12 protein-coding genes are annotated in these 13089 nt (G+C 63.9%); 6 read left to right on the forward strand and 6 right to left on the reverse strand.

Going from position 1 to position 13089, the window contains the following annotated elements; translation table 11 throughout:
- The first annotated feature begins 41 nt into the window (after positions 1-41).
- Both HMPREF1546_RS16735 and HMPREF1546_RS16740 read left to right on the forward strand, forming a co-directional pair.
- Positions 42-644 (forward strand): TerD family protein, encoded by a 603-nt coding sequence (locus tag HMPREF1546_RS16735; protein WP_021748539.1) that lies wholly within the window; start codon positions 42-44, stop codon positions 642-644.
- 94 nt (positions 645-738) lie between these two features.
- The gene (locus HMPREF1546_RS16740; RefSeq protein ID WP_025545043.1) at positions 739-3396 is read left to right on the forward strand and encodes a calcium-translocating P-type ATPase, PMCA-type; all 2658 of its coding nucleotides are present in this window, start codon (positions 739-741) and stop codon (positions 3394-3396) included.
- 45 nt (positions 3397-3441) lie between these two features.
- Here HMPREF1546_RS16740 and HMPREF1546_RS16745 read toward each other — a convergent pair whose 3' ends face one another.
- The gene (locus HMPREF1546_RS16745; RefSeq protein WP_021748537.1) at positions 3442-4002 is read right to left on the reverse strand and encodes a rhomboid family intramembrane serine protease; all 561 of its coding nucleotides are present in this window, start codon (positions 4000-4002) and stop codon (positions 3442-3444) included.
- Between the two features lie 176 nt (positions 4003-4178).
- On the opposite strand from HMPREF1546_RS16745, the gene HMPREF1546_RS16750 reads away from it, so the two are divergent.
- The 4 genes from HMPREF1546_RS16750 to HMPREF1546_RS16765 are packed head-to-tail and all read left to right on the forward strand — an operon-like array spanning position 4179 to position 7569.
- Positions 4179-5303 carry a phosphoribosyltransferase domain-containing protein gene (locus HMPREF1546_RS16750; RefSeq protein WP_021748535.1) on the forward strand — a complete coding sequence of 375 codons (1125 nt, stop codon included), beginning with the start codon at positions 4179-4181 and terminating at the stop codon, positions 5301-5303.
- Between the two features lie 9 nt (positions 5304-5312).
- Positions 5313-6365 carry a cysteine protease StiP family protein gene (locus HMPREF1546_RS16755; protein ID WP_021748534.1) on the forward strand — a complete coding sequence of 351 codons (1053 nt, stop codon included), beginning with the start codon at positions 5313-5315 and terminating at the stop codon, positions 6363-6365.
- A gap of 2 nt (positions 6366-6367) precedes the next feature.
- Positions 6368-7141, forward strand: coding sequence for an HAD family hydrolase (locus tag HMPREF1546_RS16760; protein WP_021748533.1), 774 nt, complete (start codon positions 6368-6370; stop codon positions 7139-7141).
- Between the two features lie 56 nt (positions 7142-7197).
- Positions 7198-7569, forward strand: coding sequence for a cupin domain-containing protein (locus tag HMPREF1546_RS16765; protein WP_021748532.1), 372 nt, complete (start codon positions 7198-7200; stop codon positions 7567-7569).
- A 185-nt stretch (positions 7570-7754) separates the two neighbouring features.
- Here HMPREF1546_RS16765 and HMPREF1546_RS16770 read toward each other — a convergent pair whose 3' ends face one another.
- The 5 genes from HMPREF1546_RS16770 to HMPREF1546_RS16790 all read right to left on the reverse strand — a co-directional run bounded on the left by HMPREF1546_RS16770 (position 7755) and on the right by HMPREF1546_RS16790 (position 13085).
- Positions 7755-9704, reverse strand: a complete 1950-nt coding sequence (locus HMPREF1546_RS16770) for an FAD-dependent oxidoreductase (RefSeq protein WP_021748531.1) — start codon at positions 9702-9704, stop codon at positions 7755-7757.
- A gap of 3 nt (positions 9705-9707) precedes the next feature.
- Positions 9708-10319, reverse strand: a complete 612-nt coding sequence (locus tag HMPREF1546_RS16775; protein ID WP_021748530.1) for a peroxidase-related enzyme — start codon at positions 10317-10319, stop codon at positions 9708-9710.
- Positions 10320-10431: 112 nt separating this feature from the next.
- On the reverse strand, positions 10432-11202 hold the full coding sequence (locus HMPREF1546_RS16780; RefSeq protein ID WP_036637186.1) for a cyclase family protein: 771 nt from the start codon (positions 11200-11202) through the stop codon (positions 10432-10434).
- Between the two features lie 247 nt (positions 11203-11449).
- Complete coding sequence (locus HMPREF1546_RS16785; protein ID WP_021752176.1) at positions 11450-12022, reverse strand: hypothetical protein; 573 nt, start codon at positions 12020-12022, stop codon at positions 11450-11452.
- Positions 12015-13085 (reverse strand): baseplate J/gp47 family protein, encoded by a 1071-nt coding sequence (locus HMPREF1546_RS16790; protein WP_021748525.1) that lies wholly within the window; start codon positions 13083-13085, stop codon positions 12015-12017. The genes HMPREF1546_RS16785 and HMPREF1546_RS16790 overlap by 8 nt, the downstream gene beginning before the upstream one ends.
- Positions 13086-13089: the final 4 nt, after the last annotated feature.

A 13089-nucleotide genomic window follows, 5' to 3' on the forward strand; every position in this document is an offset into this window, starting at 1 on the left:
GCCCGGGGGCGCGGCCGGACATTTTGAAGGAGGAAATATATATGTCTGTGAGTCTGCAAAAGGGCCAGAAGATCAGCCTGACCAAGGGCAACGAGGGTCTTTCCAAAGTCATCATCGGTCTGGGCTGGGATGAGGCCGCCAAGTCCAAGGGCGGTTTGTTCGGCGGCCTGTTCGGGTCCTCTGGCCCCGCCATCGATTGCGATGCCTCTGCCTTTGTGCTGCAGAACGGCAAGCTGACGGACAAGAAGGACATCGTCTACTTCGGCAATCTGAAGCACTACACCGGCACTGTCCAGCACATGGGCGATAACCTGACCGGCGCCGGCGAAGGCGACGATGAGCAGATCGTGGTGGATCTGGCCCGCGTCCCCGCGGAGTATGACCGCATTGTCCTGGTGGTGAACATCTATCAGGCAGTGCAGCGCCGCCAGCACTTCGGCATGATCCAGAACGCGTTCATCCGCATCGTGGACGCCCGGAACAACCAGGAGATGTGCCGCTACAACCTCTCCGAGAACTACGACAACATGACCGCCATGATCTTCGGCGAGGTCTATCGCAACAACGGCGAGTGGAAGTTCAACGCCATCGGCCAGGCCACCACGGATCCCGGCCTGGTGGAGCTGGCCCGGCGCTATATGTGAGCGGCGGCCCCAAAAAAAGATATTGAAAATTTGAACCGCGGGAGGGGTCTGCTGTGCGCAGGCCCCCTTCCCGCAGCGAATGGGTGTAACAATCATGCATTTTAATGGACTGACTGACAAACAAGTTGAGGAATCCCGAAAAAAGTACGGGTCCAATGTGATCCCCGACTCCGAACCCACCACCTTCTGGGCGGAGTTCAAGGAGACGTTCAAGGACCCCATGATCCGCATCCTTCTGGCTATTGCGGCCCTGATGATCGTCATGTGTGTGCTGGGCTATGCGGAGATCTATGAGCCCATCGGCACTGTCGTGGCCGTGCTGATCGTGGCATTCGTCTCCGCCAAGACCGGCGTGGCCAGCGACACGAAGTACCGCCAGCTGAAGGACAGCACCAAAAAAGATCAGTGCAAGGTCTACCGCAACGGTCTGGTCACCGTCATCGACGTGGATGACGTGGTGGTGGGGGACAAGGTCCTGCTCCAGTCCGGCGACAAGGTGCCGGCGGACGGCGTGCTGATCCACGGAACTTTAAGGGTGGACAACTCCGCCCTCAACGGCGAGGCGGAGGAATGCCCCAAGACCGCGGCGGACGAGTCCTTCCCCCTGCCGGAGGACATCACCGGCGACACCTTCGTGGACGCCCACTCCCTGTTCCGGGGCGCCGTGCTGTTTGACGGCGAGGGCGTGCTGGATGTGCGCAAGGTGGGCCTTGCCACCATGATGGGCAAGATGGCCGAGGAGATGCAGGACGACGAGCCGGACTCTCCCCTGAAGGTGAAGCTCGGGAAGCTGGCGGACATGATCTCCCGCTTCGGCTACATCGGCGCCGTGGTTATCGCCATCATGTACTTTGGCTACTTCATCCTCTCCGCCGGCGGGTTTGCGGCGTACTTCTCCTCCGGAGCCCCAGTCATCATCCAGGACATCGTGGAGGCTGTGTCCCTGGCGGTGGTCATCATCGTGTGCGCCGTGCCGGAGGGGCTGCCCCTGATGATCTCTCTGGTGCTGATGCAGAACACCAGCAAGATGCTGGACCACAACGTGCTGGTCCGCAAGGCGGAGGGCATCGAGACCGCCGGCTCCCTGAACATCCTGTTCAGTGACAAGACGGGCACCATTACCAAGGGCCACCTGGAGGTGGTGGAGTTCTTCACCGCAGACGGCGTGGCTATCCCTCTGGATCAACTGGCCCAGCAAACCAAGCTCAAGGGCCTGATCGATCTGGCCATCGGCAAGAACAGCCAGTCCATGTATGACGGCAGCGGCCGCGTGGTGGGCGGCAACGCCACGGACCAGGCGCTGATGCGCTTTCTGGGGCAGGAGACCTTCCACAAGCTGGATGAGGTCTCCTCCTATGCCGTCACCAAATCCCAAAGCTTCAACTCCGCCAATAAGTTCAGCCAGGCCTACATCGCCGGGGCGGGCCGCACCTTCTACAAGGGCGCGCCGGAGAAGTTCCTGGCCGTGGCCCAGAAGTACCTCAGCCTGGACGGGGACGAGCATCCCCTGGACCTGGAGTCCCTGAACGCCAAGATCGACGAGCTGGCAGGCAAGTCCATGCGGGTGCTGGCCTTCGGCTACTCCCCCAGCGAGATGACGGAGAACGCCATCAACGCCGACACGGTGCTGATCGGCCTGGTGGGCATCCGGGACGACGTGCGTCCCGAGGCCCGGGAGGCCATCGCCGAGGTGCAGAAGGCCGGCATCCAGGTGGTCATGATTACCGGCGACCGGCTGGAGACCGCCGTGGCCATCGCCCGGGAGGCCGGGCTGCTGCGGACCCGGGACGATGTGGCGCTGACCTCCACCCAGCTCAACGAGCTGTCCGACGACGAGGTGAAGAAGATCATCCCCCGCATCCGGGTCATCGCCCGCGCCCTGCCCACGGACAAGTCCCGGATGGTGCGCCTGTGCCAGGAGCTGAACCTGGTGGTGGGCATGACCGGCGACGGCGTCAACGACTCCCCGGCCCTGAAGCGGGCGGACGTGGGCTTCGCCATGGGCAGCGGCACCGAGGCTGCCAAGGAGGCCGGCAAGATCGTCATCCTGGACGACAACTTCAAGTCCATCAAGGACGCCATCTGGTACGGCCGGACCATTTACCACAATATCCTGAAATTCTGCAGGTTCCAGCTGGTCATCAATGTGGCCGCCGTGGTGGTCAGCGCTATCGCTCCCTTCTTCGGCGTGGAGGAGCCCCTGAAAGTCACCCACCTGCTGTTCGTGAACCTGGTGATGGACGGCTTGGGCGCCATCATGCTGGGCAATGAGCCCGCCCAGGAGCGGTATATGTCCGAGCCGCCCCGCCGCCGGGATGAGAGCATTGTCAGCAAGTCCATGATGGCCCAGATCGTCACCATGGGCCTGTGGCTGACGGCGTTGAGCTTTGTCTTCCTGAAAGTGCCTTTCTTTGACAGCTTCTTTGCCAGCACGGAGCAGAAGCTCTCCGCCTATTTCGTGCTGTTCATCTGGAGCGCCCTGTTCAACGCCTTCAACGTGCGCAGCGACAGCTTTGACATCTTTAAGGATCTGAAGCTGAACCCCGGTTTCATGCGGGTGTTCGTTATCATCGTCCTGGTGCAGGCGTTCATCGTCAACGCTGCCCTGATCCCCGTGCCGGTATTCGGCTGGATCAGCAATATGTTCAGCTGTGTGCCCTTCCCGCCCGCCGGGTGGGCTGCCGCCATTCTGCTGGCGTTCACCATGATCCCCGTGGACATCCTCCGCAAGGTGATCGTGGGACGGAAGTAAACCGAAAAAAGAGGCAGGCATCCAAAATGCCCGCCTCTTTTTTCTTCACCGCCTTTTTGCCAGCACCACGCCGAATACCGTGCCGGTGACGCCGCCCACCAGATGCATGAAGTTGGCCACGTTGTCCCGCAGGGCCACCATGGCGTACACCTCCTGCCCCAGATACAGGACCGCTGCCAGGATCAGCGTCAGGGGGATGCGGCCGTCCTTCATGCCCGCCAGGGAGGCCAGCATAATCAGCATGAACACAATGCCGCTGGCCCCCAGCAGGGCGGAGCCGGGGAAGAACACGCATTGCAGGATGCCGGAGACCCCCGCCGTCAGTAGAATGCCGGCCAGCAGCGTCCGGCTGCCGTACTTCTCCTCCAGCGGTGGGCCGATCACCAGGAGCAGCAGCATATTGCCCAGGAAATGGTCGAAATCCGCGTGGCCCAGCACATGGCCGAACAGCCGCACATAGAACAGCGGATCTGCCAGGGAGGAGCGGTAGACACAGAAGGCGTGGAGGGTGGTCCACCCGCTGGTGAGCCAGTCCAGCAGCAGGACACCCAGGGACAGCAGGAAAAAGGTCAGGATCACCGGAGAATTGTATTGCAGCTTTTTCATGGTGCGCTCCTCCCCGCCGGCCGCGGCGGTGTTGTTTTTCCCATCTTACCACAGATTCTCCGGCGGCGCAATTTGAAATGGCCGAGGCGCGGGAAAGAGGTTTCTTTGGGGTGGAAGCTGTGCTATAATCAAAGTCTCACCACGATTTCATGACACGACGAAGGGAGGGTGCCGCAATGCACCCATATACGGCCGCAGACACGCTGCGGATCGCCAAGCGATACAACAACCCCAAGCGGAGCTACCTGCTGGTCAATCCCCTGCAGGCCAAGCACATCCCTGTGAGCCCCGCGGCGGCTCTGGAGATGATGGGTGCCCTGGGGAACCAGGTGGCCGCCAAGTACCCGGAGGCCCGGCTGGTCATCGGCTTTGCCGAGACGGCCACCGCCATCGGCGCCGCCGTGGCAGCCCGGCTGGGGCCGGACTGCCTCTATGTCCACACCACCCGGGAGGCGTTGGACGGAGATTGGATCCTCTTTCGGGAGGAGCACAGCCACGCAGCGGAGCACCGGCTCTGTGCCGACCAGCTGGCGGACTGGATCGACCGCAGCCCCGCCATCGTATTCGTGGATGACGAGTTCTCCACCGGGCGGACCCTCATCAACATGGTCCAGCAGCTGCGGGAGCGGTATCCCCGGCTGGGCGAGCGGCGGCTGGCAGCTGCGTCCATCCTCAGCCGGGTCTCTCCGGAGAACCAGGCCAGGCTGGCAGAGGCCGGCATTGCCTGTGAGTGCCTGGTGCGGCTGGAACATCAAGACTATGAGCGGATGGTGACCGGGATCCCTGTAAAGGAGGCGGCTCCCCCTGCCCAGGGCCCCCTGCCGGACCTGCGGACGCTGTACACGGCGGAGCCTCTGCCGGACCCACGCCGTGGTGTGGCCGTCGGCTGCTATACGGACTGCTGCCGCGCCGCCGCGGAAGAGCTGCTGTCCCGCCTCCGGGAGGAGCTGCCGGACCGGGGCGCCCTGCTGGTGCTGGGGACCGAAGAGTGCATGTATCCTGCCCTGACGGTAGGGTCGCTGGCGGAGCAGACGGGTCTCTGTGCCACAGTGCGCTGCCATGCCACTACCCGCAGTCCCATCGGCATCTGCCCTGACTCTGCCTACCCCATCCGAAACGGGGTGCTGCTGCCCAGCTTCTACGGTGGGGACCGGAAGACATATCTCTATGACCTGGCTGCCTATGACGCCGCTCTGGTGGTGACGGATGCGCCCGCGGCGGTGGACGGGACCGCCTGCACCCGGCTGGCGGCGGCCCTGGGGCAGCTGGGCTGTCCCCGACTCTATCTCTGCAGAATTTGAGAGGATCTTATGTTCAGCACATATCAAAGTCAGGATGTGACCATCCTGCTGAAAGACATCACCGGCCTGGTGACGCCCCTGGGCACCCGGGAGCGGGAGGCCAGGATCCAGAGCGGTGTCCACTACTCGGAGATGCTGCCCCTGGAGTATGAGCCCTCCCCGGCCTATCTGGCCGCCTATCACGACGCCCTGGAGCGGTACGCCGGCATTACAGCGGAGGCTGTGGCCCGGGCGGCGGAGCAGATTTGGGAGAGCAGGGGAAGGCAGTGCGCCCTGGTCTCCCTGGCCCGGGCAGGGACGCCCATCGGCATTCTGATCCGCCGCTATCTCCAAGGCCGGTACGGTGCCGACCTCCCCCATTACACCATCTCCATCATTCGGGGCCGGGGGATCGACCGCAATGCCATGGCCTATCTCCTGAACCGCCACGCCCCTGGAGATATCCAGTTCGTGGACGGCTGGACCGGCAAGGGCGCCATCCAGCGGCAGCTGGACGCAGCCATGACGGACTACCCCGGCGTCTCGCCGGGGCTGACAGTTTTGTCGGACCCGGCCAATGTGGCCGCCATCTGCGGCACCCATGACGATTTCCTCATCGCCAGCTCCTGCCTGAACTCCACCGTGTCCGGCCTGTTGAGCCGGACGTTCCTCCGCGGCGACATCATCGGCCCCGGGGACTTTCACGGCGCTGCCTTCTACCGGGAGCTGAAGGACCAGGACCTGACGTACCAGTTCATCGACACCATCCAGGCCCATTTCCCCGCCTGTGCCGACGCCGTTCCCCCGCCCCGGCGCAGCGGCCGGACCGGACTGGAGGAGGTGCACCGGATCGGGGCGGACTTCGGCATCCGGGACATCAATCTCATCAAGCCCAGCATCGGGGAAGCCACCCGTGTCCTGCTGCGGCGGGTGCCCTGGAAGGTGCTGGTCCACAGCCTCCGAGACGAAGCCCATCTGGGGCACATCTACCAACTGGCCAGGGAGAAGGGCGCGGAGCTGGTGGAGTATCCCCTGGAGAACTACCGGGCCTGCGGCCTGATCCGGGACCTGGCGGACACATAGCCATGGGAACGATTCTGTTTGCCAGCGACCTGGACAACACGCTCCTCTTCTCCCACCGGCACCGGCAGCCCGAGGACCGGTGTGTGGAGCGTCTGAACGGGGCCGAGCAGGGCTTCTTCACCCGGGAGACGCCAGACCTGCTGCCCCAGGTCGTCCAGCGGGTCCATCTGCTGCCCATCACCACCCGGTCCATCGAGCAGTACCAGCGCATCCAGTGGCCGGACGGCACGGCGCCCAGGATTGCCCTGACCGCCAACGGCGCCGTCCTGCTGCGGGACGGTCAGATGGACCGGGCGTGGTACGCCGCGTCCCAGGCGCTGGTCCGGGACCACCGGGAGGCGCTGGCCGCGGTCCTGGATCATCTGACCCGGCAGGGCGGGGCCACCTCCGTGCGGTGCGTGGAGGGTGTGTACGTCTACGCCGCTTATCCGGACATCCCGGCGGCGGAACGCGTGGCCCGGGATTGGTGCGGCGGCTCCGCCCTCCAGGCGGTGGTCTCCGGCCGGAAGGTCTATTTCTTTCCACCGGGGATCGACAAGGGGACCGCTCTCCGCCGGGCGGTGGAGCGGTTCGGCCCGGAGCGGGTGATCGCCGCCGGGGACAGCGTCATCGACGTGCCCATGCTCCGTCAGGCGGACCTGGCCCTGATCCCGGACGCGGAGCTGCTGCCCCGGCTGCCCCGGGAGCGCACGCGGGTGTGCGGCAGGGACTGCCGCTTTCCCGACTTTGTACTGGAGAACGTGCTCCGCTATGCCGCCTCTCTGGAGAACACTTGATTTTTCCACCCAAAGATTCTATACTGAGGTTATCAAAATAAGGGGAGGATCTGTCTATGAGCGAGTATTCCGGCAACATCCGGGATCTGCCGGTGGTGACCGGCGGACACTTCATTGAAAATTCCACCAAGAAGATCGTCTTCGGGCCTGACGGCCGGTTCTGGAACGACTATGTGATGCGCCTCTTCACTCTGGAGCCGGAGGCCGAGAGCAGTGTCCACTCCCACCCCTGGCCACACTGGTTCCTCTGCATCCAGGGGGAGGGCTATTTCCTCATCGACAAGGAACGGGTGCCCCTGGAGTTCGGCACCTGGGTCCATGTGCCCGGCGGCGTGCGCCACAACTTCGGCAATACCGGCAAGGGGCAGCTGATGGCCCTGTGCATCGTGCCGCCGGAGGGGGATGTGAATCCCCTGAACGGGTGCTGAACCGTTTGCCTGACCCTGCCAAAAAGAGACCGGACAGAAATCTGTCCGGTCTCTTTTACCGTGTGCGATTGGAAATAATACCCAAAAAGCTTCATGTACAGCAGCATTTGCCGGTATTCCCGGTGCGCCGGATCATGCGGGAATCGCTGTGCCCGTTCCGGCCCCTTTCCGGAGAGCCTGCCAAATCACTCTGCCTCGAAGCCCCATGCCTTTTCAAAGCCATCCCGGGTAGCACCGGCAATGCGGCCCGGCATCTCGGCGCTGCCCACCAGAATGGCGTTCAGTCCGGCGGCCCGGTAAGACGCCTCCATGACCTCCTGGCTGTGGGTGCCCATGGCCAGCACCACGGTGTCCGCGGCGATGGTCTTGGTCTCACCGGTAGCCATGTCCTCCACGGTCACGCCGGTATCAGTGACGGCAGTGAGCCTGTGGCTGGTGTAGACCTCCGGATCATAGGGCTTGATACGGCTGTAAATGTCGTTGAACACCACGCCGAAAATCCCCTGGCCCATGGTGGGGTTCATCTCCACCATGGCGAGGCTGTGGCCCTGCTCCAGGATCATCTCCGCGCACTCCAGGCCCGTCAGGCCGGTGCCCACCAGCACCACCTTGCCGGTGCAGGGGGCCTTACCCAGGATGACGTCCTCCGCCAGCACGGCCTTGTCGATGCCGGGGATGGACTTCGGCACCACCGGCGGCGCACCGGCAGCCAGAAACACCCCCACGGGGTGCAGGGCCGCCACGGTCTCCGGCGTGGCCTCGGTGTTCAGCTTCACGGTGACGCCCAGCTCCCTGGCCTCCAGCGCCAGCACGTCGGTGACGTCCTGGAGGTTGGCCTTGTGGGGCGGCAGCTTGGCGATGTTCAACGTGCCACCCAGGGCGGCCTCCTTCTCCAGCAGCGTCACGGCGAAGCCCCGCTTGGCCAGGATGACGGCACACTCCAAGCCGCCGGGGCCGCCGCCCACGACTACCACGGGGCGGCTGTTGCCGTTCTTCTGGAGGTCCTGCCAGCGGTAGCGGTACTCCCGGCCCAGCCGGGGGTTCAGGGAGCACTCCACCGGCATGGCGTTGCCCAGCAGCCGCTCCCGGCAGTACATGCAGCCGATGCACTTACGGATGCTCTCCGGCCTGCCGGCCTTGGCCTTGTTCATGAACTCCGGGTCCGCGAACTGGCTGCGGCCCAGGGCCACGAAGTCGCTGACGCCCTCCTCCAGCAAAGATTCGGCGAAATCCGGGTCCTTGATGGTGTTGGTGGCGATGACGGGGATGGACAGCGCCTCCTTGAAGGCCTTGGCCACGTGCTTCTTCCAGCCGGGGGTGTAGGAGAAGGGCTCGCAGTTGGCGTTGCCGTTCCAGGAGCTGCCATTGGAAATGTTGATGCAGTCGATGCCCTGGGCCTCCAGGTGGCGGCCGATCTCCAGGCCGTCCTCCAGCGTGAGGAAGCCGGGCTCGTCGGTCATCTCGTCGCCGCAGATGCGGACCGAGATGGGATACCGCCCCAGCTTGGCTCGGATGCCGGCGATGATCTCGTCGATGAAGCGGCAGCGGTTCTCCAGGGAGCCGCCGTACGCGTCGGTGCGGCGGTTGTAGTACTTGCTGAAGAACTGGGCGATCAGATAGGAGTGGGCGCCGTGGAGCTCCACACCGTCATAGCCCGCCTTCTTGCAGCGGATGGCGGCGGCGATGAACTTCTCCTGCACCCGCTTGATGTCCTCCAGGGTCATCTCCCGGGGCACCTCGCCCCCGGGCGCCATGGGGACACCGCTAGGGCTCAGGTTCTGCCGACCGGTGAAGGCGCTTTTGGAGGTGGCGCCGCCGTGGTGGAGCTGGGCGAAAATCTTGGCGCCGTAGGCGTGGACGGAGCGGGTCAGCTCCTCCGCCTCCTGGACGTTGTAGTCCTGGGCCATCCGCAGGTTGTGCTGGGTGGGGATGGAGTCCACGTCGTCCACTCCGGTGTACTCGTTGATGATGAGGCCGATGCCACCCTTGGCCCGCTCAGTGTAATAGGCGATCAGACGGGGTGTGGCGTTGCCCCGAATGTCCGCCAGGTCTGTGCCCATGGGGGACATGACGGCCCGATTCCGGATGGTGAGGCCGCCGATGCGGCCAGGTTCAAAGAGCTTTTTGTACGCCATGGGTCAGCCCTCGAAATTGCGGTTGTGGCTGAAGTGACCGGGATTGGCCACTGGGGCGATGGTAGAAACCCAGCGGTTGGTGTAGTTGAAGAAGCCGGCCACAAAGGCGGCCTCCAGGATCTCGTGGTCGTTGAAGCCCGCCTTGCGCAGGTTCTCGATCTGGGTCTCGTCGATCTCGTCGGCGTGCTTGGTGACATACCAGGCATACTCGCACAGGGCATACTGCTTCTCCGTCAGCAGATCCTTGGCGGAGCGGAAGTTGTAGCAGAGCTTATCCACCAACATGGGATTCTTGGTATAGCCCCGCAGCGCATCGCCGTGGGTGGTCAGGCAGTAGGAGCAGCAGTTGATGGAGGAGACTACCACGCCGATCATCTCTTTGTCCGCGTTGGTGAGGTAGCAGGTGTCCGGGTTGAACAGGGATCCCTTGAAGTCCAGGAAGCCGATGTACTGGGATGCGTTCAGAGGCAGGACCTTGAACAGGTTGTTGATAAAGCCCCAGTTCTTCTCCATGGTCTCCACGTTCTCGTTAAAGACGGCATATTCCTTGTTGGTCATCTCATTGCGGTTGGGCTTTTCCAGCCGGGAGAGCTGTTCATCAAATTCCAGTGCCATAGTGCGATCCTCCTGTAAAAATAAGCTGGTTTCATGATAGCATAAAAACGTTTGAGTGTAAAGAAGCGCAGGCGCGGCAGAGTGCAGCTCTGCCGCGCCTGTTGCGTCCGAATCAGTCCACCGGGCAGATGGCGAAGCATCTAGTGGGGAATCCGGTGCCGTCCTTCAACTTGGGAAAGCCGATGACAATCAGGCTGCCCACGGGCGGGACCTGATCCAGATTCCGCATGACCTCAATCTGGATCCGGTCCACCTGGAGGATGTACTGCTCACCGGGATAGGGATAGGCGCCCTCTTTGGTGGTGACGAAGCCGGGATCGGTGTCCGCCGGCTCGTGGCCGATGGCGCCGATGTTCCGCTCCTCCACCAGCCACTGGATGGCCGCCTTGTCCCAGCCGGGATAATGGGGCACGCCGTTCTCATCGGGATTGTCCAGGTTGGGCTTTTTGTACCAGTCGGACCGGAAGGCCACGAACGCTCCCTCGGGGATCCTGCCGTACTGGGCCTCCCAGGCCTTCAGGTCGTCCACCGTCAGCATGAAGTCGGGGTTGGCGGCGCACTCGGCGGACTTGTCGATGACCACCAGGGGATACATCAGCTCCTGGACGGTGATCGCGCTCATGTCCCGGCCGCTGCCCCAGAAGTGCCGGGGCACGTCGGTGTGGGTGCCGTACTGGCTGGCCACGCTGTACTGGATACAGCGCATAGGGGCCATCATGTCCTCAGGCGTGCCCTCCGCATAGTCGAACAGCAGGTCCGCCTGCAGGGGCTTGAAGCCGAACCAATGGGGCGTCTCAGGACTCAGCTCATGGGTCAGGTCCACCCACTTGTACTTGGGGGACTTCAACTCTTTGATCTGCTCCCACAGTGTCAAATTCGCCATAACGTGTTTCCTCCTTTTCATGTGACGGGGTATGCTTGTCTCCAAACGCGGTGTGCGTCTCGATAGATGCAGTATACAGGGAAATCCCAGAATTTGCAATCTGCGAAGTGTAAAAAAATATTGTCCGCACTACAAAACCATTTGTCTTTTTCTGTTTTGATGTGGTTTTCAGACAGCAGCCCGCCCAGTCTCTTCCGGCGCAGAAAAAGGCCGCCGCCCGTAAGGGCAGCGGCCTTTTTTCGTTGCGCTATCGCTCCGGCGGTACCGCCAGCTGGAAACTCTCCCAGGTGTATTCCGCCGCCTCCACCTGGCCCCAAGTATACCCGGCGGCCTCGCACTCCGCCCAGGTGAGATAGCGGAAGTAAAACTCCACTTCCAGGTGGCAGGGCAGGATGTCCAGAATGATCTTTCGGATCTGGTCGAAGTCCTCCGGCTCTCCGGCCACCTCCGGGAAAATCACCCGCAGCTGTCCCCCGCCCATCTCCAGCGCCCGGGCGCGGATTCCGCAGCCCCGGATCGTCCGGTCGATGGCCGCGGGCGTCAGGCTGTCCCCGTCAATCTGCAGAAGGGCCGCGATGGCGGCCCTCCGTTCCTCTGCCGTGACGGCGGCGGGGCGGCGGGCAAACAGGGCCTCCCGCCGGGCCAGCCCCTCTCCCTCCGCCGTGGCAGTCAGCGCCTCCCGCTCGATCTCCTCCAGCCGGCGGCTGACTGTGTCCAGCCCTGTTCCCAGTGCGCAGACGGCCGCGCCGCTGGCGGAGTGCTCTTCCAAGTCATAGATTCCCAGCGGTGAGAGCAGGCTGCGCAGGTGCGCCTCATACATCGTCGTCCGCCTCCATTTCCGTCACCGTCACCCGGCCCAGCATGGGCAACGTTCCGTCCTCCGCCGCCAGATCGGCAGCAGGGGCCAGCAGGCGGTAGTTCTCCACGCCCTCCACGTGGTACAACAGGTCCCCCAGCTCCGCCAGCAGTACCGGCCCGCCCAGCCTGCGGCCGCTGAAAAAGCTCGCCAGAGCCTGCTCTGCGGCGGCCTTCACCGCGGAGAAGTCCGCCCCCTCCCGGACGGCCAGCTCCGCGGACACGTCCATCTCCACCGCCGCCGGGGCCTTGACCTGCACGTCCACGGCGATCTCCCGCCGCTCCTGCAGGTCCGCCTGGACCGCCGCCAGCAGTGTCCCATTCGGCAGTCCGGCCGCCGTGGCGATGTATACATCCACTGTGCCGATCCCCCGGGCCCGGCCCACTGCCCGGGCTGCCGCCACGCCCTCATGGCCCATGGCGGTCTGCTCGTACCAGGCCGCGTTGGCCCCGTTGGGCAGCCGCTGATAGCTCTCCAAAATCCGGCTCCGCAGGCTCGCGTCGTCCTCCTGGTCACTGCCGCCGGTGAAGGGCGCCGGATTGGTGCATCCGGTGATCCCCACCGGGCAGGCGGTGAGGATCACGATGGTCCCCGCGGCGGCATTGCCGCTCCGCCCAGGCTCCAAGGCCTCCGCCGGAGCATCCACGGACAGCTCCCCTGCTGCCAGCACCGCCTGCGCCGTGGTTTGGAACCGGGTCTCTCCCTCCGTCATGCAGACCGTTCCGGCGGCGATGCGCAGAGCCGTGGACGGCGCCCGCTCCACAGAAAAGCGGAGCGTTCCCACCGCCTTCGTGGCCGCCGTCCGGGCGATGCCACGCATCTGGGCGTGGTAGTCCAGATACACGCCCCGGGCCGTCTGGGGAAAGCTCTGGTCCAGCACCCACTCGCTCTGGATGCCCAGGGCCTGCAGCTCCGCTGCCGCAGCGTACAGCCGCACGGCCAGATCGCAGTCTGCCTCTGGTGTGAAGCCCGCCCGCTGGGCGAAGGCCGCCAGCAGCGTCTGGTAGATCTCCTCTGTCGTTTTCAAACAA

It is taken from the genome of Oscillibacter sp. KLE 1745 (assembly GCF_000469445.2).
GTDB classification, from domain to species: Bacteria; Bacillota; Clostridia; order Oscillospirales; family Oscillospiraceae; genus Oscillibacter; species Oscillibacter welbionis.

What these genes read in the sequence shown, in the direction of transcription:
- HMPREF1546_RS16770 (WP_021748531.1), bottom strand. Translation starts at nt 9,704, where the DNA reads ATGGCGTACAAAAAGCTCTTTGAACCTGGCCGCATCGGCGGCCTCACC.
- HMPREF1546_RS16750 (WP_021748535.1), top strand. Translation starts at nt 4,179, where the DNA reads ATGCACCCATATACGGCCGCAGACACGCTGCGGATCGCCAAGCGATAC.
- HMPREF1546_RS16745 (WP_021748537.1), bottom strand. Translation starts at nt 4,002, where the DNA reads ATGAAAAAGCTGCAATACAATTCTCCGGTGATCCTGACCTTTTTCCTG.
- HMPREF1546_RS16760 (WP_021748533.1), top strand. Translation starts at nt 6,368, where the DNA reads ATGGGAACGATTCTGTTTGCCAGCGACCTGGACAACACGCTCCTCTTC.
- HMPREF1546_RS16785 (WP_021752176.1), bottom strand. Translation starts at nt 12,022, where the DNA reads ATGTATGAGGCGCACCTGCGCAGCCTGCTCTCACCGCTGGGAATCTAT.
- HMPREF1546_RS16735 (WP_021748539.1), top strand. Translation starts at nt 42, where the DNA reads ATGTCTGTGAGTCTGCAAAAGGGCCAGAAGATCAGCCTGACCAAGGGC.
- HMPREF1546_RS16780 (WP_036637186.1), bottom strand. Translation starts at nt 11,202, where the DNA reads ATGGCGAATTTGACACTGTGGGAGCAGATCAAAGAGTTGAAGTCCCCC.
- HMPREF1546_RS16755 (WP_021748534.1), top strand. Translation starts at nt 5,313, where the DNA reads ATGTTCAGCACATATCAAAGTCAGGATGTGACCATCCTGCTGAAAGAC.
- HMPREF1546_RS16765 (WP_021748532.1), top strand. Translation starts at nt 7,198, where the DNA reads ATGAGCGAGTATTCCGGCAACATCCGGGATCTGCCGGTGGTGACCGGC.
- HMPREF1546_RS16775 (WP_021748530.1), bottom strand. Translation starts at nt 10,319, where the DNA reads ATGGCACTGGAATTTGATGAACAGCTCTCCCGGCTGGAAAAGCCCAAC.
- HMPREF1546_RS16740 (WP_025545043.1), top strand. Translation starts at nt 739, where the DNA reads ATGCATTTTAATGGACTGACTGACAAACAAGTTGAGGAATCCCGAAAA.